Annotated in this window: 18 protein-coding genes; 14 read left to right on the plus strand and 4 right to left on the minus strand. The window is 62.9% G+C overall.

Annotation, left to right across the window (positions count from 1 at the left end; all coding sequences use genetic code 11):
- The 6 genes from OOJ09_RS18520 to OOJ09_RS18545 all read left to right on the plus strand — a co-directional run.
- A partial coding sequence (locus OOJ09_RS18520; protein WP_269906787.1) for a 2-oxo acid dehydrogenase subunit E2 occupies positions 1-172 on the plus strand: 172 nt, incomplete at its 5' end.
- Between the two features lie 247 nt (positions 173-419).
- Positions 420-1,055 carry an SGNH/GDSL hydrolase family protein gene (locus OOJ09_RS18525; protein ID WP_269906567.1) on the plus strand — a complete coding sequence of 212 codons (636 nt, stop codon included), beginning with the start codon at positions 420-422 and terminating at the stop codon, positions 1,053-1,055.
- Between the two features lie 16 nt (positions 1,056-1,071).
- Positions 1,072-2,517, plus strand: coding sequence for a dihydrolipoyl dehydrogenase (gene lpdA, locus OOJ09_RS18530; RefSeq protein WP_269906568.1), 1,446 nt, complete (start codon positions 1,072-1,074; stop codon positions 2,515-2,517).
- 102 nt (positions 2,518-2,619) lie between these two features.
- Positions 2,620-2,877 carry a GlsB/YeaQ/YmgE family stress response membrane protein gene (locus OOJ09_RS18535; RefSeq protein WP_019858028.1) on the plus strand — a complete coding sequence of 86 codons (258 nt, stop codon included), beginning with the start codon at positions 2,620-2,622 and terminating at the stop codon, positions 2,875-2,877.
- A 136-nt stretch (positions 2,878-3,013) separates the two neighbouring features.
- The gene (gene lipA, locus OOJ09_RS18540; RefSeq protein WP_269906569.1) at positions 3,014-3,979 is read left to right on the plus strand and encodes a lipoyl synthase; all 966 of its coding nucleotides are present in this window, start codon (positions 3,014-3,016) and stop codon (positions 3,977-3,979) included.
- A 12-nt stretch (positions 3,980-3,991) separates the two neighbouring features.
- Positions 3,992-4,450, plus strand: a complete 459-nt coding sequence (locus OOJ09_RS18545; protein ID WP_269906570.1) for a type II toxin-antitoxin system RatA family toxin — start codon at positions 3,992-3,994, stop codon at positions 4,448-4,450.
- Here OOJ09_RS18545 and OOJ09_RS18550 read toward each other — a convergent pair.
- Positions 4,426-4,935 (minus strand): CinA family protein, encoded by a 510-nt coding sequence (locus tag OOJ09_RS18550; protein ID WP_269906571.1) that lies wholly within the window; start codon positions 4,933-4,935, stop codon positions 4,426-4,428. The genes OOJ09_RS18545 and OOJ09_RS18550 overlap by 25 nt on opposite strands.
- On the minus strand, positions 4,932-6,161 hold the full coding sequence (locus OOJ09_RS18555) for a bifunctional 2-C-methyl-D-erythritol 4-phosphate cytidylyltransferase/2-C-methyl-D-erythritol 2,4-cyclodiphosphate synthase (protein ID WP_269906572.1): 1,230 nt from the start codon (positions 6,159-6,161) through the stop codon (positions 4,932-4,934). Before OOJ09_RS18555 ends, OOJ09_RS18550 begins: the two co-directional genes overlap by 4 nt.
- A 244-nt stretch (positions 6,162-6,405) precedes the next feature.
- Here OOJ09_RS18555 and dusB point away from each other — a divergent pair, with 244 nt between their 5' ends.
- The 8 genes from dusB (at position 6,406) to hflX (ending at position 16,548) form a co-directional block, all read left to right on the plus strand.
- Positions 6,406-7,434: a tRNA dihydrouridine synthase DusB gene (dusB, locus tag OOJ09_RS18560; RefSeq protein WP_269906573.1), complete on the plus strand. Its 1,029-nt coding sequence runs from the start codon at positions 6,406-6,408 to the stop codon at positions 7,432-7,434.
- Positions 7,431-8,573 (plus strand): two-component system sensor histidine kinase NtrB, encoded by a 1,143-nt coding sequence (locus OOJ09_RS18565; RefSeq protein ID WP_269906574.1) that lies wholly within the window; start codon positions 7,431-7,433, stop codon positions 8,571-8,573. Before dusB ends, OOJ09_RS18565 begins: the two co-directional genes overlap by 4 nt.
- The gene (gene ntrC / locus OOJ09_RS18570; protein WP_091586407.1) at positions 8,570-10,030 is read left to right on the plus strand and encodes a nitrogen regulation protein NR(I); all 1,461 of its coding nucleotides are present in this window, start codon (positions 8,570-8,572) and stop codon (positions 10,028-10,030) included. Before OOJ09_RS18565 ends, ntrC begins: the two co-directional genes overlap by 4 nt.
- Before the next feature lie 132 nt (positions 10,031-10,162).
- Positions 10,163-12,451 (plus strand): sensor histidine kinase NtrY-like, encoded by a 2,289-nt coding sequence (locus OOJ09_RS18575; protein WP_269906575.1) that lies wholly within the window; start codon positions 10,163-10,165, stop codon positions 12,449-12,451.
- Positions 12,441-13,802, plus strand: coding sequence for a sigma-54-dependent transcriptional regulator (locus OOJ09_RS18580; RefSeq protein WP_269906576.1), 1,362 nt, complete (start codon positions 12,441-12,443; stop codon positions 13,800-13,802). Before OOJ09_RS18575 ends, OOJ09_RS18580 begins: the two co-directional genes overlap by 11 nt.
- A gap of 99 nt (positions 13,803-13,901) precedes the next feature.
- Positions 13,902-14,765, plus strand: coding sequence for a D-amino-acid transaminase (locus OOJ09_RS18585; RefSeq protein WP_269906577.1), 864 nt, complete (start codon positions 13,902-13,904; stop codon positions 14,763-14,765).
- A 145-nt stretch (positions 14,766-14,910) separates the two neighbouring features.
- On the plus strand, positions 14,911-15,156 hold the full coding sequence (gene hfq / locus OOJ09_RS18590) for an RNA chaperone Hfq (protein WP_006202172.1): 246 nt from the start codon (positions 14,911-14,913) through the stop codon (positions 15,154-15,156).
- Positions 15,157-16,548: a GTPase HflX gene (hflX, locus tag OOJ09_RS18595; protein ID WP_269906578.1), complete on the plus strand. Its 1,392-nt coding sequence runs from the start codon at positions 15,157-15,159 to the stop codon at positions 16,546-16,548. It begins immediately after the preceding gene.
- 6 nt (positions 16,549-16,554) lie between these two features.
- On the opposite strand, the gene mazG is transcribed toward hflX, so the two are convergent.
- A complete protein-coding gene (gene mazG, locus OOJ09_RS18600; protein ID WP_269906579.1) occupies positions 16,555-17,379 on the minus strand; it encodes a nucleoside triphosphate pyrophosphohydrolase in 825 nt (274 codons plus the stop codon).
- A gap of 89 nt (positions 17,380-17,468) precedes the next feature.
- Positions 17,469-18,653, minus strand: a complete 1,185-nt coding sequence (locus tag OOJ09_RS18605; RefSeq protein ID WP_269906580.1) for an aromatic amino acid transaminase — start codon at positions 18,651-18,653, stop codon at positions 17,469-17,471.
- Between the last annotated feature and the right edge of the window lie 172 nt (positions 18,654-18,825).

Consider the following 18,825-nt stretch of genomic DNA (forward strand, 5'->3'; position numbering starts at 1 on the left):
GGTGGGTGCCGGCGAGGAGCGGGCGGTGGTCAAGAACGGTGAGATCAAGATAGCCACCGTGATGTCGGTGACGCTGTCGACCGACCATCGTGCCGTCGACGGTGCGCTGGGCGCCGAACTGCTGGTCGCCTTCAAGCGGCTGATCGAGAACCCGATGGGCATGCTGGTCTAGGCAAGGGGAGAGGCGGTGCGGAAATTCTTCACCAGCCTTTTCGCCTTCATCCTTTCTGGATTCGCCGGCGGCGTTGGTGGCACAGCAACCGGCTGTCATCACCAACGCACAGGAGGAGTACACCCTAGTGTTCTTGCTCTCAGCATTGGTAACAGTTGTCTTCACCCTCTTCTTTTCGTTGAGCGATGGCTTTTCGTGCGCTGGCGAGTGGAGCGCGGTTTGATTGAAGCAAGGACGGGTTGAACGGATGAAGACGGTTCTTTGCTACGGCGATTCGCTGACCTGGGGTTACAACGCCGAAGGTGGCCGGCATGCGCTGCAGGACCGCTGGCCGAGCGTGTTGCAGGCCGGCCTCGGCGGCGGCGTCCAGATCATCGCTGACGGCCTCAATGGCCGCACAACGGCCTTTGACGACCATCTGGCCGGAGCCGATCGCAACGGCGCCAGGCTTCTGCCGACGGTGCTGACGACGCACGCGCCGATCGACCTGATCGTCATCATGCTTGGCGCCAACGACATGAAACCGTGGATTCACGGCAATCCGGTCGCGGCCAAGCAAGGCATATCGAGGCTGATCGACATCGTGCGCGGCCATGACTATCCGTTCGACTGGCCGGCGCCGCAGATCCTCGTCGTTGCGCCACCTGTCGTCAGCCGCACCGAGAACGCCGACTTCAAGGAAATGTTTGCCGGCGGTGACGCGGCGTCGCAACAGCTTGCACCCCAATTTGCGGCGCTTGCCGACGAAGCCGGATGCGGCTTCTTCGACGCCGGTAGCGTGGCGCAAACCACCCCGCTCGACGGCGTCCATCTCGATGCCGAAAACACGCGAAACATCGGCAAGGCGCTGACATCGGTCGTGCGCGTCATGCTGGAATTGTGAATCAAGGAGAAAAACCGTGGCTGAGAACTACGACGTCATCATCATCGGCTCCGGCCCCGGCGGCTATGTCACGGCGGTGCGTTCAGCCCAGCTTGGTTTCAAGACGGCGATCGTCGAGCGTGAGCATCTTGGCGGCATCTGCCTAAACTGGGGCTGCATCCCGACAAAGGCGCTGCTGCGCTCGGCCGAGATCATGCATTATTCCGATCATCTCAAGGACTATGGGCTGAAGCTCGACGGCAAGGTCAGCGTCGACACATCCGCCGTCGTCGACCGCTCGCGCAAAGTCTCGCTGCGGTTGAACGGCGGCGTTGCCTTCCTGATGAAGAAAAACAAGGTCGATGTCATCTGGGGTGAAGCCAAGCTGTCCAAGCCCGGCGAGATCGTTGTGTCCAAGACCGCCAAAAAGCCGATGGAGCCGCAACCGCCGGTGCCGAAAGGCGTCAAGGGCGAGGGCACCTACACCGCCAAGCACATCATCCTGGCGACCGGCGCCCGGCCGCGCGCGCTGCCCGGCATCGAGCCCGACGGCAAGCTGATCTGGACCTACTTTGAAGCCATGGTGCCGACGGAGATGCCGAAATCGTTGCTGGTGATGGGATCGGGCGCCATCGGCATCGAATTCGCCTCCTTCTACCGCACCATGGGTGCTGAGGTGACAGTCGTCGAACTGCTGCCGGCGGTGATGCCGGTCGAGGACGCTGAAGTGTCGAAGTTCGCGCAGAAGCAGTTCGAGAAGCAAGGCATGAAAATCATTCTCGAAGCCAAGGTGACCAAGGTCGAGAAAGGCGCGAACTCGGTCACCGCGCATGTCGAGATGAAGGACGGCAAGGTCGAGAAGATCACCGCCGATCGCATGATCTCGGCCGTCGGCGTGCAGGGCAACATCGAGAATCTCGGCCTTGAAGCGCTTGGCGTGAAGACCGACCGCGGCTGCGTTGTCGTCGACGGTTATGGCAAGACCAATGTGCCCGGCATCTACGCCATTGGCGATGTCGCGGGCCCGCCGATGCTTGCCCACAAGGCCGAGCATGAGGGCGTGGTCTGCGTGGAAAAGATCGCCAGCTTCCCCGGCGTGCATGCCATCGACAAGCTCAAGATTCCCGGCTGCACCTACTGCAATCCGCAGGTCGCCTCCGTCGGCCTGACGGAAGCCAAGGCCAAGGCGGAGGGCAAGGATATCCGCGTCGGGCGCTTCCAGTTCGCCGCCAATGGCAAGGCTATCGCGCTCGGCGAGGACCAGGGCTTCATCAAGACCATCTTCGACAAGAAGACCGGTCAGTTGCTCGGCGCACACATGGTCGGCGCGGAAGTGACCGAATTGATCCAGGGCTTTGTCGTGGCGATGAACCTCGAAACGACCGAGGAAGAGCTGATGCACACGATCTTCCCGCATCCGACGCTGTCGGAGATGATGAAGGAAAGCGTGCTCGACGCCTATGGCCGCGCGCTGAACGCATGATAGATTTGTCGAACGAGACTCAAACACGCAAGCTGCGGGAGCTCGGCGGCAAGGGTGCTCGTTTGCGGATGCATTTTCACCCATCAGACAAGGAGAGGGCATATGCACTTGAACGGCGTCGGCTGGATTGCAGCCATCATCATCGGCGGCCTGGCAGGCTGGTTCGCCGAAATGGTCATGAAGAGCAATACCGGCATCTTCATGAACATTATCATGGGCATCGTTGGCGCGGTCGTGTTGAACGCCATCCTGCAGGCTCTCAATTTCGGCCCATTCGGTGTCGGCTGGACCGCCTATCTGATCACCGGCTTCATCGGCGCCTGCCTGCTGATCTGGGTCGGTCGCCTGGTGCGCCGCTAGTCGATATCGTTCCGGCTATGCGAAAACGGTTGTAGCGGCATGCGCCGCCGCAGCCTTTTTCTTTGTGCTGAAAAGTCCTAGATGACATTGGAGTGACGATCGCCGGCGGGCGGTCGCGAGAAAAGCCAGGGTTCTGATGGTCACTGTCCTCGACACGATCGCCAATGCGCCGCGGCTGCGGCATCCAGAGAAGGCGCACAAGCCTGACCAGGATGTGCTGCGCAAGCCAGACTGGATCCGCGTCAAGGCACCGGTCTCGAAAGGCTATGCCGAGACGCGCGAGATCGTGAAATCGAACAAGCTGGTGACTGTCTGCGAAGAGGCCGGTTGCCCGAACATCGGCGAGTGCTGGGACAAGAAGCACGCCACCTTCATGATCATGGGCGAGATCTGCACGCGCGCCTGCGCGTTCTGCAATGTCGCCACCGGCATTCCGACCGCGCTAGACCCCGATGAACCGGCCCGCGTTGCCCATGCGGTCAAGCAGATGGGCCTGACCCATGTCGTCATTACTTCGGTCGACCGCGACGATCTCGCCGATGGCGGCGCCCAACATTTCGCCGAAGTCATTCGCGCCATCAGGGCGGCGACGCCATCGACGACCATCGAAATCCTGACGCCAGACTTTTTGCGCAAGGAAGGCGCGCTGGAGATCGTCGTGGCGGCCAAGCCCGACGTCTTCAACCACAATCTGGAGACCGTGCCGTCGAACTATCTGACGGTTCGGCCAGGCGCCCGCTACTTCCACTCGATCAGGCTGCTGCAGCGGGTCAAGGAAATCGATCCGTCGATCTTCACCAAGTCCGGCATCATGGTGGGGTTGGGTGAAGAGCGGAACGAAATCCTGCAGCTCATGGATGATCTGCGTTCGGCCAATGTCGACTTCATGACCATCGGCCAGTATTTGCAGCCGTCGAAGAAGCATCATCCTGTGATCCGCTTCGTCACCCCGGAGGAATTCAAGTCCTTCGAAACGATCGGCCGGACCAAGGGCTTCCTGCTGGTCGCGTCAAGCCCGTTGACGCGCTCGTCGCATCACGCCGGCGACGATTTCGCCCGGCTGCGCGCGGCGCGCGAAGCGTTGCTCGCGAAATCGGCTTAACTCGCTGGTTTCATGCCGAAATTTGAAGCCACCCGCCGCGTTGCCCATACGCCGCAACAGATGTTTGCACTGGTTGCCGATGTCGAGGCCTATCCGCAATTCCTGCCGCTTTGCGAAGCGCTGACGGTTCGCTCGCGCAAGGAGCGCGACGGACGCACCGTTCTCGTCGCCGACATGAGCATCGGCTACAAGGCGATCCGCGAAACCTTCACGACGCAGGTGCTGCTGAAGCCCGACGAGAACACCATCGACGTGAAGTACATCGACGGCCCGTTCAAATATCTGAGCAATGTGTGGCGTTTCGAACCCGACGGCGGTGGCTGCGCGGTCCGCTTCTTCATCGACTACGAGTTCAAGAGCCGCATTCTGGGCGCGGTGATGGGAACCATGTTCGATCGCGCCTTCCGCATGTTCGCCGAGGCCTTCGAGAAGCGTGCCGACGTCATCTATGGCGTTGCGCCGTCGGGCTGATGCTGGCCAAGCGCGCGCAAGCCGAGTTCCAGCGCGTGCCTGACCGTTTCGTGGCGGATGAAGTCGCGACCCTTGTCGGCGAACTGCCTGTGGTCAGCAGTCACGGTCCAGCCGTCCAGGCCGACGCCGAACCAGACCAGGCCGACCGGCTTTTCCGCCGAACCGCCGCCTGGCCCTGCGATGCCGGTGACGGCGAGGCTCAGGCCAGCGCGTGAGCGGGCGAGGGCGCCAGCGGCCATCTCGATCGCCGTCTCGCGGGAAACCGCGCCATGAGCCTCAAGCGTGGCGGCGGAAACGCCGAGCATGTCCATCTTGGCTTCGTTCGAATAAGTGATGAAGCCGCGATCGACCACGGCGGAGGAGCCGGCGATATCGGTCAGCGCGGCGATGATCATGCCGCCCGTGCAGCTTTCCGCCGTCGCCAGCATGATGCCGCGCTTCTGGCAGGCCTGCAGCAGGGCATTTGCCAGATCGTTGTTGCTCACTCCGGCACCTCGCCGGGAAAAACCACGCTTGCGGTGGCGATCGCCGCTATGCCTTCCTCGCGGCCGACAAAGCCAAGCTTCTCGTTGGTTGTTGCCTTGATCGAGATGCGGTCCGCGGAAATTCCCAGCATCTGCGACAAGGCGGCCGTCATCGCTTCGCGATGGGGGCCGACGCGCGGCGCCTCGCAGATCAGCGTGATGTCGGCATTGGCGATACGGCCACCGCGCGCACGCACCAGTTTTGCCGCGTGTTCGACGAATATCCGCGACGCGGCCCCTTTCCACTGCGGATCGGAAGGCGGGAAATGCGTGCCGATATCGCCAGCGCCACAGGTCGCCAGCAGCGCGTCGGTCAAGGCGTGCAACCCGACATCGGCGTCGGAGTGGCCGGACAGTTTCTTGCCGTGCGGAATGGCGACGCCGCACAGGGTGACGTGGTCGCCCGGTTCGAAGGCGTGGACATCGTAGCCATTGCCGGTCCGGATATCAGGAAAGCGTGCCCGCTCGCTCGAAAGTCGGTGGTGCGCCATGGCTATGTCCCGTGCCCAGGTGAGTTTGACATTGTCCGGCGAGCCCGGGACGATCTTTACCGGAATATGCGCCCACTCGGCGATCGCCGCGTCGTCGGTGAAGTCCCCTTTCCCCAACTGATGAGCTTTTTCGTGGGCGGCGAGGATTGGCCAGAACGGAAAACCTTGTGGCGTCTGCGCTGCGTGAAGCCCGCTGCGGGAAACGGTTTCTTCAACCACGCCAGTGGCCGACTCGCGCTTCAGCGTATCGGCGACGGGCAGGGCGGGCAGCGCTCCCTCGCGTTCGCCGATGGCGGCGATCGTGCGCTCTATCAGGTCCGCGTCGACGAACGGACGGACGGCATCGTGGATCAAAACCCGCATTGGCGCGTGGCTTCTCAGCGCAAGCAGCCCGAGCCGGACCGATGCCTGCCTTGTCGCCCCGCCAATGACGACGCTGACCCGCTCAGCGTTGACGCCCACCGCTTGTTGGAACAAGTCGTGGTCGTCGGCATGGATGGCGACGACAACCTTGCCGGTTCGCGGGTGCGCCAGAAAAATCTCCAGCGTGTGCGCGATGACGGCTTGGCTGCCAATGCCTTGATATTGCTTCGGTCCATTCTCCTGGCCGGCGCGCGCGCCGCGGCCGGCCGCGACGATCACCACCGCGACTTTATCACCCGCGCCCGAAGCGTGATTTTCACTTGCGTCAGTCATGCCGTTTGGCTTAGCGCACGATCCGGAAAAGTGTAATCGGTTTTCCGAAAAGATCGTGCGCCAAATATGAAAATCCAAGGCGTCCTTTACGCCTCATGAGGGAACGCGCGGCGCCTTGGCCGCGGCCAAAGCCGAAGGCCGGTATTTTCCCAATTGCGCCTTAATGTGGCGTCATTCCGCGTTGCACATTGCGGCGGTTCTGGCTAGAGAATGTGCAGCGAATGAACATGCTTGGTTTTTGTGCATGGTTAACTTGAACAAATTGGCCGCGCCTCTCGACGTCGGCGGCATGAGAATCCGCAATCGCGTATTCCTCGCTCCGATGTCGGGGATATCAGATGAGCCGTTCCGGCAGCGCGCCCATGCGCATGGCGCGGGTCTTGTCGTGTCCGAAATGGTGGCCAGTGGCGAGCTCGCAAAGGGCAGGGCCGGTTTCGATCTGCGCATCCGTCACTCCGGCCTGCCTGTCCATATGGTGCAGCTTGCCGGCCGCGAAGCGTCGCACATGGCCGAGGGCGCGCGAATCGCTGCCGGCGAGGGCGCCGACATCATCGACATCAACATGGGCTGCCCGGCCAAGAAGGTGACGGGCGGCTATGCCGGCTCGGCACTGATGCTGGATCTCGATCATGCATTGTCGCTGATTGAAGCCGTGGTCGGTTCGGTCGACGTGCCGGTGACGGTCAAGATGCGTTTGGGCTGGGACGAAGGCGCGCTCAACGCGCCGATGCTGGCGCGCCGCGCCGAGCAGGCAGGTGTGAAGATGGTGACTGTGCACGGCCGCACGCGCTGCCAGTTCTATCAGGGCAAGGCCGACTGGTGCGCCATAGCCCGCGTCAAGGAAGCCGTGTCCATCCCCGTGATTGCCAATGGCGATGTCTGCTCCCCGGCGGAAGCGGCTGCTATCCTCGATCAGTCCGGCGCCGACGCGGTGATGGTCGGCCGCGCTCACTACGGGGCACCCTGGGTCGCGGGCAGCATCGCGGCGGCCGCGACAGGCGAGGCGGCGCCCAACGTTCCGCAGAACCCGACGGCGCTGGCCGCCTATGTCATCTCCCACTACGAGGACATGCTGACGCTCTACGGCGTCGAAAGCGGCCTGCGCCAGGCGCGCAAGCATCTCGGCTGGTATCTCGATCGCCATGCCGGCGCTGTCGCTGACGATAGCCGAAAGGCGATACTGACCGCGTTCGAGCCTGCCCGCGTCATTGCCATGCTGCGTGATGTGTTTTCGCGCGATCCGCAACCATTGACCCTGCGGAGCGCCGCATGAACGCCGCCGCTGGCCAGGGCGCTGAAATGGCGGATGCCGCCCAGATCGTGCTCAACACCATCCGTCGCCCGGTGATCATGATCAGCGAGGAAGGGTTCATCACGTTCGCCAACGCCGATGCGGAGGACTTCTTTCGCTCGAGCGCGACAATGCTCGCCCGCAACACACTGTCCAAACTCATTCCCTTCGGCAGCCCGCTGCTGACACTGGTCGATCAGGTGCGCGAGCGTCGGGCTCCGGTCAACGAGTATCGGGTCGACGTGTCGTCGCCGCGTCTTGGCATTGAGAAGGTCGTCGATCTCTACGTCGCGCCTGTGCCGGAATTTCCGGGCTCCGTCGTGGTGATGTTCCAGGAGCGGTCGATGGCCGACAAGATCGACCGGCAGATGACGCATCGCGGCGCCGCGCGCTCGGTGACCGGCCTGGCGGCGATGCTTGCCCATGAGATCAAGAACCCGCTCTCCGGCATCCGGGGCGCCGCCCAGTTGCTCGAACTGTCCGCCTCCGACGAGGATCGCGCGCTGACGCGGCTAATCACCGACGAGACGGATCGCATCGTGTCGCTGGTCGATCGCATGGAGGTGTTTTCCGACGAGCGGCCGATCGATCGCTACCCCGTCAACATCCATGTCGTGCTCGATCATGTGAAGGCAATTGCCAAGAACGGTTTTGCAAAAAGGATCAAGATCCTGGAGGACTATGATCCATCATTGCCTCCAGTGTTTGCCAACCGCGATCAGCTCATCCAGGTGTTCCTCAACCTGGTCAAGAACGCAGCCGAGGCGATCGGCAGCGACCCGCATGGCGAAATCGTCTTGTCGACCGCCTTCCGGCCAGGCATCCGCGTTTCCGTTCCGGGCACGCAGGACCGCGTATCGCTGCCGCTGGAATTCTGCGTGCGCGACAATGGCTCCGGCGTCTCGGAAGACATCTTGCCGATCCTCTTCGACCCCTTCATCACCACCAAGCCGAACGGCTCTGGGTTGGGGCTTGCGCTGGTCGCCAAGATCGTCGGCGAGCATGGCGGCATCATCGAATGCGAATCGACGCCGCGCGGAACCACCTTCCGCATCCTGATGCCGGCCTGGAAGGAAACACCATTCGGTGCCGATGAAGATGGTGAAGGAGACCGCAAATGACGGTTCGCGGCAATATTCTCGTCGCCGACGACGATGCGGCGATCCGCACAGTCCTCAACCAGGCCCTGTCGCGTGTCGGCCATGAGGTGCGCGTCACCTCCAACGCCTCGACATTGTGGCGCTGGGTGGCGGCGGGCGAGGGCGATCTGGTCATCACCGACGTGGTGATGCCGGACGAGAACGCTTTCGACATGCTGCCGCGCATCAAGAAGGCCCGGCCGGAGCTGCCGGTCATTGTCATGAGCGCCCAGAACACCTTCATGACGGCGATTCGCGCCTCCGAAACCGGCGCCTACGAATATCTGCCGAAGCCGTTCGACCTCACCGAACTCCTCAACATCGTCAACCGGGCGCTTTCCGAGCCGCGGCGGCCGAAGATCGATGCACGGCCGGAAGAACAGCCTGACGCGATGCCGTTGGTCGGTCGCTCGGCGGCCATGCAGGACATCTATCGCATGCTGGCGCGCATGATGCAGACCGATCTGACGGTGATGATCTCGGGCGAATCCGGCACCGGCAAGGAACTGGTGGCGCGCGCGCTGCATGAATATGGCCGCCGTCGTGGTGGGCCGTTCGTCGCCATCAACATGGCGGCGATCCCACGCGATCTGATCGAATCGGAACTGTTCGGTCACGAAAAGGGCGCTTTCACCGGCGCGCAGAACCGTTCCACCGGCCGCTTCGAGCAGGCCGAGGGTGGCACATTGTTCCTCGACGAGATCGGCGACATGCCGATGGAGGCGCAGACGCGGCTGCTGCGCGTCCTGCAGCAGGGCGAGTACACGACGGTCGGCGGACGCACGCCGATCAAGACCGACGTGCGCATCGTCGCCGCCACCAACAAGGATCTGCGCACGCTGATCAATCAGGGGCTTTTCCGCGAGGATCTTTTCTATCGCCTCAACGTCGTGCCGCTCAGGCTGCCGGCCCTGCGCGAGCGCTCCGAGGACGTGCCCGATCTCGTCCGCCACTTCTTCAAGCTGGGTGAGATGGAAGGTCTGCAGACCAAGCGCATCTCTTCCGGCGGTATCGAATTGATGAAGCGCTATCCGTGGCCAGGCAATGTGCGCGAGCTGGAAAACCTCGTTCGCAGGCTGGCCGCGCTCTATTCGCAGGACGAGATTTCCGCCGAGATCATCGAGGCGGAGCTCAAGACCGGCGAACGCCCCGTGGTGCCGGGCGGCGGCAACCTCATTCCCGACGACCTGTCCATCGGCCAGGCGGTCGAGCACTTCCTGCAACGCTATTTCGCATCGTTTGCCGGCGAATTGCCGCCTGCGGGCCTCTATCAGCGCATTCTGTCCGAGGTCGAATACCCGCTGGTTCTGGCCTCGATGACGGCAACCCGCGGCAACCAGATCAAGGCTGCCGAACTGCTGGGGCTCAACCGCAACACGCTGCGCAAGAAGATTCGCGAACTCGGCGTCAACGTCTACAAATCGTCGCGGCAGTCCTGAGCAGCCTGGATCCGAACCCAGGCTCTTTTCAGGGGACGGCTCGCGAAAGATTTCCGTCTCGGCCCCACTTGTTGCATAATCGCCACAATGCGTTGCATACATCCGACGCAATCACTGGCTCCAGACGGCGACATGGCTCCGCAGGCACCGACCCTCAACGAACCGCTTTTCAGCGAACCCGGCGCGCGCGACGGGCGCCGGCTGCTTGCGTTGCCCGGCATTGTCGCGGTCGCGGGCGCGTTGGCCACGGCGGCGATCTCGTTCACCATCCTCGTTGGCGCCACGCCGATCACGCCGAACGAGTCGACGACGCTGGCGCTGATTGCCCTCAATGCCGCTTTCGTCCTCTTCCTCATCGCGCTGGTCGGACGCGAAGTACATCGCATTCTGATGGCGCGCCGACACGGCAAGGCAGCTTCGCGGCTGCATGTGCGCATCGTCGCCATGTTTGCGCTGGTCGCCGCAATTCCCGCCATCATGGTGGCGATCATCGCCTCGATCACGCTCGATATCGGCCTCGACCGCTGGTTCGAGATCCGCACCAAGACGATCGTCAATTCGTCGCTGTCGATCGCCGACGCCTATGTCCAGGAAAATGCCCGTAACCTCCAGGGCACGACGCTGTCGATGGCCTATGATCTCGATGCGTCGCGTACGCTCTACGGCCTTGATCGCACTGGCTTTCTCGATCTGATGAACAAGGAAGCCGTGGGCCGGTCGCTGGCCCACGCCGCGCTGATCAAGCCGGACGGTTCCTTTGTCATGAGCGCCAAGACCGACACGGATTTCGCCATGCCTGAGCCACCGGAAGGCGCCGTGGCCAGCGCCGCCGACGGCAAGCCGGTGCTGATCGAGCCGAAAACGCGCAACATAATGGGCGCCATCGTCAAGCTGCGCGAGATCGAGGGGCTCTATCTCTACACCATTCGCCTCGTCGACCCCGAAGTGATCAAGGCGCGGCAGATCGTCAGATCCAATACCGATGAGTATCGCGGTCTCGAAGACAACAGGCGCACCTCGCAGGTGGCCTTCGCGTTGCCCTATCTGTCGCTGACGCTGATCATCATCCTGTCGGCCATCTGGACCGGTATCGCCGTCGCCGACCGTCTGGTGCGGCCCATTCGTCAGCTGATAGGCGCTGCCGATGAGGTCGCGACCGGCAATCTCGACGTTGCGGTTCCCGTCAGGCCTTCGGATGGCGATGTCGCCTCGCTCGGCGACACGTTCAACAAGATGCTTCTGGAACTGAAATCACAGCGCAATGAGATCCTGTCCGCCAAGGACCTGATCGATGAACGGCGCCGCTTCTCGGAGGCCGTGCTTGCCGGCGTCACCGCCGGTGTCATCGGTGTCGATCCCTATGGCATCGTCACCATCGTCAACCGCTCGGCCGAGGCGATGCTGGCATTGTCCGCCAGCGCCGCGCTTGGGCAGAACCTGTCCGCCGTGTTGCCACATGTCGGCCGCGTCTTCGAGATCGGCCGCAAGTCCGGCAAGCCTGTCTACCGGGAACAGGTGACCTTCTATCGCGCCGGCGCCGAGCGGACCTTCAACGTGCAGATCACCATCGAGGCCGGCGACGATGGCACGGAGGAAAAATCCTATGTCGTGACGGTGGACGACATCACTGATCTGGTTCAGGCTCAGCGCTCCTCTGCATGGGCAGACGTGGCGCGGCGCATCGCGCACGAGATCAAGAATCCGCTGACGCCGATCCAGCTTTCCGCCGAGCGCATCAAGCGACGCTTCGGAAAGGTCATCACCGAGGATCGCGAGATTTTCGATCAGTGCACCGACACAATCATCCGGCAGGTGGAGGATATCGGCCGCATGGTCGACGAATTCTCGGCTTTCGCGCGCATGCCAAAGCCCGAGATGAAAGTCATCGACCTGCGCGAATCGCTGCGCGAGGCTTCGTTCCTGGTGGAAGTCAGCCGCGCCGACATTGCTTTCGAACGCGTGTTTGGCAACGAGCCGCTCAAGGGCACGTTCGACAGCCGCTTGATGGCGCAGGCCTTCGGCAATGTGATCAAGAACGCCGCCGAAGCGATCGATGGACTGGAACAGAAGGACGGTTCGCACGGCATAATCCGGATTCAAGCCGGGCGCCAGAATGGCGCGATTCGCATCGACGTCATCGACAATGGCAAGGGCCTGCCGCGCGAGAATCGTCAACGGCTGCTCGAGCCCTATATGACAACACGCGAGAAGGGCACCGGGCTCGGTCTCGCTATCGTCAAGAAGATAGTGGAGGACCATGGTGGCAGGCTGGAACTTCATGACGCGCCCGCGGATTTCCACAATGGGCGGGGCGCGATGATCAGCATCATCCTGCCCCCGGCTGCCACAGCCACGCCGCCGCGCGGCGAAAGCAGGACGGAAAACGAAAGAGAAACTGAAAAGGTCGGTAATGGCGTCTGATATTCTCATCGTCGATGACGAGGAAGACATCCGTGAACTCGTCGCGGGCATCCTGAGCGACGAGGGTCACGAAACCCGTACGGCATTCGACGCCGACAGCGCGCTCGCTGCTATAGCTGATCGCGCGCCGCGGCTGATTTTCCTCGACATCTGGCTGCAGGGCTCGCGCCTGGACGGGCTGGCGCTGCTCGACGAGATCAAGACGATGCACCCGACATTGCCGGTGGTGATGATTTCGGGCCATGGCAACATCGAAACGGCGGTCTCCGCCATCCGTCGCGGCGCTTACGACTTCATCGAGAAGCCATTCAAGGCCGACAGGCTGATCCTGATCGCCGAGCGTGCGCTCGAGACCTCGAAACTGAAGCGCGAGGTTTCCGACCTCAAGCTGCGCAGCGGCGAGACCTTCGACCTGATCGGCATGTCGTCGGCGATGAGCCAGTTGCGCCAGACCATCGAGCGCGTCGCGCCGACCAACAGCCGCGTGATGATCATCGGCCCCTCCGGCTCGGGCAAGGAACTGGCCGCGCGCGCCATCCACACGCTGTCGGCGCGCAAGGGCGGGCCGTTCGTGACGCTGAGCGCCGCCAACATCACCCCCGAACGCATGGAGATCGAGCTGTTCGGCACCGAATCGAACGGCGTCGAGCGAAAGGTCGGCGCGCTCGAGGAGGCCCATCGCGGCATCCTCTACATCGACGAGGTGGCCGACATGCCGCGCGAGACGCAGAACAAGATCCTGCGCGTGCTGGTCGAGCAGCAGTTCGAGCGGGTAGGGGGCACGAAGCGGGTCAAGGTCGATGTCCGCATCATTTCCTCGACCTCGCAGAACTTGGAGGCGATGATTGCCGACGGGCGTTTCCGCGAGGATCTCTATCACCGCCTGGCGGTGGTTCCGGTCATGGTGCCGGGATTGGCCGAGCGGCGCGAGGATATTCCCTATCTCGTCGACAATTTCATGAAGCAGATCGCCCGCCAGGCCGGTATCAAGCCGCGCCGCATAGGCGACGACGCGCTGGCCGTGCTGCAGGCGCACAACTGGCCGGGCAACGTCCGCCAACTGCGCAACAATGTCGAGCGTCTGATGATCCTGGCGCGCGGCGACGATGTCGATGCGCCGATCACCGCGGACCTGTTGCCATCCGAGATCGGCGACGTCATGCCGCGCACGCCGAATCAATCCGACCAGCACATCATGGCGCTGCCTCTGCGCGAGGCGCGTGAGCAGTTCGAGAAGGACTATCTGATCGCGCAGATCAACCGGTTTGGTGGCAACATCTCGAAGACCGCCGAGTTCATCGGCATGGAGCGCTCCGCCCTGCATCGCAAGCTGAAGTCGCTGGGCGTCTGACGGGCGACGTCTAGCCGGCCGCGCCTGGGCCAAGCATTTGCCGGTTACGCAAGCGGCGGAATCGCATAAGAAAGCCCGATAGATTTCCAGGGGTCGCCAATGCCGCGCATTGCCTATGTCAACGGGCGCTACGTCACTCACGCCGACGCTTCCGTGCATATCGAGGATCGCGGCTATCAGTTCGCCGACGGCGTCTACGAAGTCTGCGAGGTGGCGCGCGGCTTCATCGTCGACATGCCGCGCCACCTTGCCCGGCTCAATCGTTCCCTGACCGAATTGTCGATCGCTTGGCCGGTCACGCGCGGAGTGCTGCCGCTCATCCTGCGCGAAGTGGTCAACCGCAATCACGTCGTTAACGGCCTGGTCTATGTCCAGGTCACGCGCGGCGTCGCCAGCCGCGACTTTGTCTTCCCGTCGGCGGATACCAAGCCGTCCCTGGTGGTCACCGCCAGGAAGGCCGATCCCGCTGCCGGGGCAAAGCGGGCCGAGACCGGTATCGCGGTCATCACCGTGCCGGAAAATCGCTGGGACCGGGTCGATATCAAGAGCGTCGGACTGCTGCCCAATGTCTTGGCCAAGCAGAAGGCCAAGGAAGCCGGTGCGCAGGAGGCCTGGTTTGTCGATGGCGACGGCACCGTCAAGGAAGGCGGATCGTCGAACGCCTGGATCGTCACCGGGGACGGCGTCCTGGTCACCAGGCCGGCCGATCATGGCATACTGCGCGGCATCACCCGCACGACCATGTTTGAGGTGGCGGCCAAGCTCGGTCTGAAGATCGAGGAGCGCGGTTTTTCCGTTGCCGAGGCCAAGACGGCGCGCGAGGCCTTTATCAGTTCCGCGACCACGATTGCCATGCCCGTCGTGTCGATCGACGGCGATCCGGTCGCCAATGGACACCCCGGCTCAATAACACTTTCGTTGCGTCAAGCCTTTTTTGACATTGCGGAAAAAAGTCCAGCCTGATAACCGCACAGGTGGAATGAACATCAATATATCTCGTTCTGCTTGTCGTTACTGACGACAAGACGGTGTTTGCGCGCTTGACATGTGCCGGTTAATTTGGCGCATTGGCTTGCAAACCGAAGGGGATCGGCGAAAGACAAGAACAATGGCGGAACGATCGCAAAACCTTCAGGACCTGTTCCTGAATTCAGTTCGCAAGAGCAAGAACCCGCTCACCATCTTTCTCATCAACGGCGTGAAGCTGACCGGCGTGGTCACTTCGTTCGACAATTTCTGTGTCCTGCTGCGCCGTGACGGTCACTCCCAGCTCGTCTACAAGCACGCCATTTCCACGATCATGCCGAGCCAGCCGGTTCAGATGTTCGATGGCGAGGAAAGCCAGGGCGCCTGATTGGCTCGTGAGAAAGACGCGGACGAAACGGTTCGCGGAAAACCAGCGCATCATCCCGGGACGGAAGCCAAGGGCCCGACCCGGGCTGTTGTCATCGTGCCGGTGCTTACCCGCCAGCCGCGCGGCGACGATGATACCAACCGTCCGCGGCTGACGCGCTCCGCCGAGGCCCGCCACGACGAAGCGGTCGGCCTTGCCCGCGCCATCAACCTTGACCTGATCCACACCGCGGTGGTTACCCTCAACGATCCGCGCCCGGCAACCTTGCTCGGGAGTGGCAAGGTCGCCGAGTTCGCCGAAATCGTCAAAGAGGGTCATGCGGAAGTGGTCATCGTCGACCACCCGCTGACGCCGGTGCAGCAGCGCAATCTCGAGAAAGAGCTGAACGCCAAGGTGCTGGACCGCACCGGGCTGATCCTCGAGATTTTTGGCGAACGAGCCCGCACCAAGGAAGGCACGCTGCAGGTCGAGCTCGCCCATCTCAACTACCAGAAGGGCCGTCTCGTGCGCAGCTGGACCCACCTGGAACGCCAGCGCGGCGGCGCCGGCTTCCTCGGCGGCCCCGGTGAAACCCAGATCGAATCGGACCGGCGCGTCCTTCAGGACAAGATCATAAAACTGAAGCACGAACTGGAAACCGTGCGCCGCACCCGCGACCTGCACCGCGCCAAGCGCAAGAAGGTGCCGTTTCCGGTGGTGGCGATCGTCGGCTACACCAATGCCGGCAAGTCGACACTGTTCAACAGGCTGACAGGGGCCGGCGTCCTGGCTCAGGACATGCTGTTCGCCACGCTCGATCCGACGCTTCGCCGCGTGCGCCTGCCGCATGGCACGCCGATCATCCTTTCGGACACGGTCGGTTTCATCTCGGACCTGCCGACGCACCTGATCGCGGCTTTTCGCGCGACCCTGGAAGAGGTGGTCGAGGCCGATCTCGTCCTTCACCTGCGCGATATTTCCGATCCCGACACTGCCGCCCAGGCCGAGGATGTCGAACGCATCCTGGCCGACCTCGGCGTCGACGCCAGGGATACAAAGCGGGTCATCGAGGTCTGGAACAAGATTGACCGGCTGGACGAAGGCAACCGGAGCCGGCTGCTTGCCGATGGCGCCGACACAAGCAAGGCGCCGCCGGTTGCCGTGTCAGCCGTGACCGGCGAAGGTATCGATGCGCTGAAGGCGATCATCGAAACCCGGATGGCGGGCGAGCTGGAAGACCTGACGGTGACGATCGCGCCGGCCCAGTTCGGTCTTGTCGACTGGCTTTACCGCAATGGCGATGTCGTCTCGCGCACCGACAATGACGACGGCAGCGCCACCATCTCGCTCAAGGCCACGCGAAGTGCCCGCGAAGAGATCGAAAGCAGATTGCGTCGAAAAAACAACGGGTAGTGGATATTACTTCGCGGTTTTTGCTTCCTGCCAGAGCGCTTCCATCTCGGCCAGGTCAGCCTTTTCCAGCGTATTGCCGGATTTTTCCAGGGCCTGCTCGACATAGTGGAAGCGTGAGCGGAACTTCTCGTTGGTGCCGCTCAGGGCTGCTTCTGAATCCAGCTTGAGGTGACGACCGAGATTGACGACGGCAAACAACATGTCGCCGAATTCGTCCTTGATCGAGGCGGTATCACCCTTGGCCAGTGCCTCGCGCAACTCGCCGATCTCTTCCTCGATCTTGTCGAGGATGGGGGCTGCCTCGCTCCAGTCGAACCCGACGCGGGCCGCCTTCTCCTGAAGCTTCAAGGCGCGCGTCAAGGCGGGCAGGGCGACCGGCACACTGTCCAGAAACCCCTTGCCATTGTCTTCCGGGTCTAGGCCGCGAGCGAGGCGGGCGCTGCGCTTCTGCGCCTTCTCCTCGGCCTTGATCTTTTCCCACATGCCCTTGGCCATGCCGGCGCTGCGGGCTTTCTCGTCGCCGAACACGTGCGGATGGCGGCGGATCATCTTGGTGGTGATGGCCTGAACCACGTCACCGAAGGCAAACTCGCCGGCCTCCTCGGCCATTTGCGCGTGGTAGACGACCTGCAACAGGAGATCGCCGAGCTCGTCGCGCAGATCGTCGAGGTCGCCGCGCGCGATGGCGTCCGCCACCTCGTAGGCTTCCTCGATCGTGTAGGGCGCGATGGTCGAGAAATCCTGTTCGATGTCCCACGGACAGCCGGTCTTCGGTGCCCGCAGCGCAGCCATGATCTCGATCAGGCGCGAAATGTCTTTCGATGGCGTCATGCGGCGGATGCTATCGCGCGGCCGATCTCCCGGCCAACACTGTCAGCCGGCAAGAGGGGCTTGTCCACAGTTGCGCGGTGCCTGTTTTGTCAGTCGAGCACCGAAACGATTGCCTTGGCGAGCTTGTCCATTCCATCCTCGGGCAGACCGGCCACGTTGATGCGGCTGTCGCCGACCATATAGACGCCGTGCTCGGCACGCAGCCGCTCGACCTGCGCTTCCGTGAGGCCAAGGCGGGAGAACATGCCGCGATGGCTGGCGACGAAATCGAAGCGGTCGGAGTTGGATTGCCGGCGCAGCGCCTCGGCGAACTGGACACGGAGTCTCAGCATGCGCAGGCGCATCTCCTCCAGCTCGGCTTCCCAGTCCGCACGCAACGCAGCGTCCTCGAGCACGATGCGCACGGCGGCTGCACCATGGTCCGGCGGCATCGAATACATGGCGCGCGCCGCCGACAGCATCTGGCTCATCGCCACGTCGGCCTGTGCGCCGTCCCTGGCCAGGATCATCGCGGCGCCGACGCGGTCGCGGTAGACGGCGAAGTTCTTCGAGCAGCTGGAGGCAACAACCATTTCCGGAACTTTCGCGGCCAGCAGGCGCAAGCCAACGGCATCGGCCTCCAGGCCATCGCCAAAGCCCTGATAGGCGATGTCGACAAACGGCAGCAGGCCGCGCTCGACGACCAGATCGGCAACGGCCTCCCACTGAGCCGCGTCCAGATTGGCGCCGGTCGGGTTGTGGCAGCAGCCATGCAGCAGCACGACGTCGCCGCTCTTCGCCGTCCGCAGCGCTGCCAGCATGTCGTCGAAACGAACGGCGCCCGAGGCAGCATCGAAATAGGGATAGTCGCGGATCTGCAGACCGGCGGCGCGCATCACCGGCATGTGGTTCGGCCAGGTCGGGTCGGACAGCCAGATTGTGGCATCGGATCGTGTCCGCTTCAGCAATTCCGCCACCAGCCGCAGCGCGCCGGAGCCGCCCGGCGCCTGTGCCGCACGGATGCGCGTCATGTCGGCACCCTGACCGAAGGCAAGCTTTGCCATGACCGTGTTGAAGACCGTGTCGCCGGCGAGCCCGAGATAGGTCTTGGTGTCCTGGCTCTGCAGCAGCCGCTTTTCGGCCTCGCGCACGGCGCGCATGACAGGCGTCTTGCCGTCGCGGTCCTTGTAGACGCCGACGCCAAGGTCGACCTTGTCGGGGCGCGGGTCGGCGCGGTAGAGGCCGATCAAGGCCAGGATCTTGTCGGCGGGAGCTGGCTGGAGATCTTCGAACATCGCTGTGGTTCCGTTGGCGCGGCGGAGTGATACGCAAATCGAACGCGCTTCACCAGCGGTTTCGGTCACACCAAGCCAAAAAGCGGCATTCCGGCCGACTGTCGAAAAGATCGGCGCCGGCGGCACCGCAGGATCGCCCGGCTTTGCCGGTGAGGCGAGGGCAGTTGCGAAC

The organism is Mesorhizobium qingshengii (assembly GCF_027563465.1).
Taxonomy (GTDB): domain Bacteria; phylum Pseudomonadota; class Alphaproteobacteria; order Rhizobiales; family Rhizobiaceae; genus Mesorhizobium; species Mesorhizobium qingshengii_A.

Coding starts and splice junctions, on each gene's coding strand:
- hfq (WP_006202172.1), top strand. CDS start 14,911: ATGGCGGAACGATCGCAAAACCTTCAGGACCTGTTCCTGAATTCAGTT.
- lipA (WP_269906569.1), top strand. CDS start 3,014: ATGGTCACTGTCCTCGACACGATCGCCAATGCGCCGCGGCTGCGGCAT.
- OOJ09_RS18555 (WP_269906572.1), bottom strand. CDS start 6,161: ATGACTGACGCAAGTGAAAATCACGCTTCGGGCGCGGGTGATAAAGTC.
- OOJ09_RS18575 (WP_269906575.1), top strand. CDS start 10,163: ATGGCTCCGCAGGCACCGACCCTCAACGAACCGCTTTTCAGCGAACCC.
- ntrC (WP_091586407.1), top strand. CDS start 8,570: ATGACGGTTCGCGGCAATATTCTCGTCGCCGACGACGATGCGGCGATC.
- OOJ09_RS18535 (WP_019858028.1), top strand. CDS start 2,620: ATGCACTTGAACGGCGTCGGCTGGATTGCAGCCATCATCATCGGCGGC.
- OOJ09_RS18525 (WP_269906567.1), top strand. CDS start 420: ATGAAGACGGTTCTTTGCTACGGCGATTCGCTGACCTGGGGTTACAAC.
- OOJ09_RS18565 (WP_269906574.1), top strand. CDS start 7,431: ATGAACGCCGCCGCTGGCCAGGGCGCTGAAATGGCGGATGCCGCCCAG.
- mazG (WP_269906579.1), bottom strand. CDS start 17,379: ATGACGCCATCGAAAGACATTTCGCGCCTGATCGAGATCATGGCTGCG.
- OOJ09_RS18585 (WP_269906577.1), top strand. CDS start 13,902: ATGCCGCGCATTGCCTATGTCAACGGGCGCTACGTCACTCACGCCGAC.
- OOJ09_RS18580 (WP_269906576.1), top strand. CDS start 12,441: ATGGCGTCTGATATTCTCATCGTCGATGACGAGGAAGACATCCGTGAA.
- OOJ09_RS18545 (WP_269906570.1), top strand. CDS start 3,992: ATGCCGAAATTTGAAGCCACCCGCCGCGTTGCCCATACGCCGCAACAG.
- OOJ09_RS18605 (WP_269906580.1), bottom strand. CDS start 18,653: ATGTTCGAAGATCTCCAGCCAGCTCCCGCCGACAAGATCCTGGCCTTG.
- dusB (WP_269906573.1), top strand. CDS start 6,406: ATGGTTAACTTGAACAAATTGGCCGCGCCTCTCGACGTCGGCGGCATG.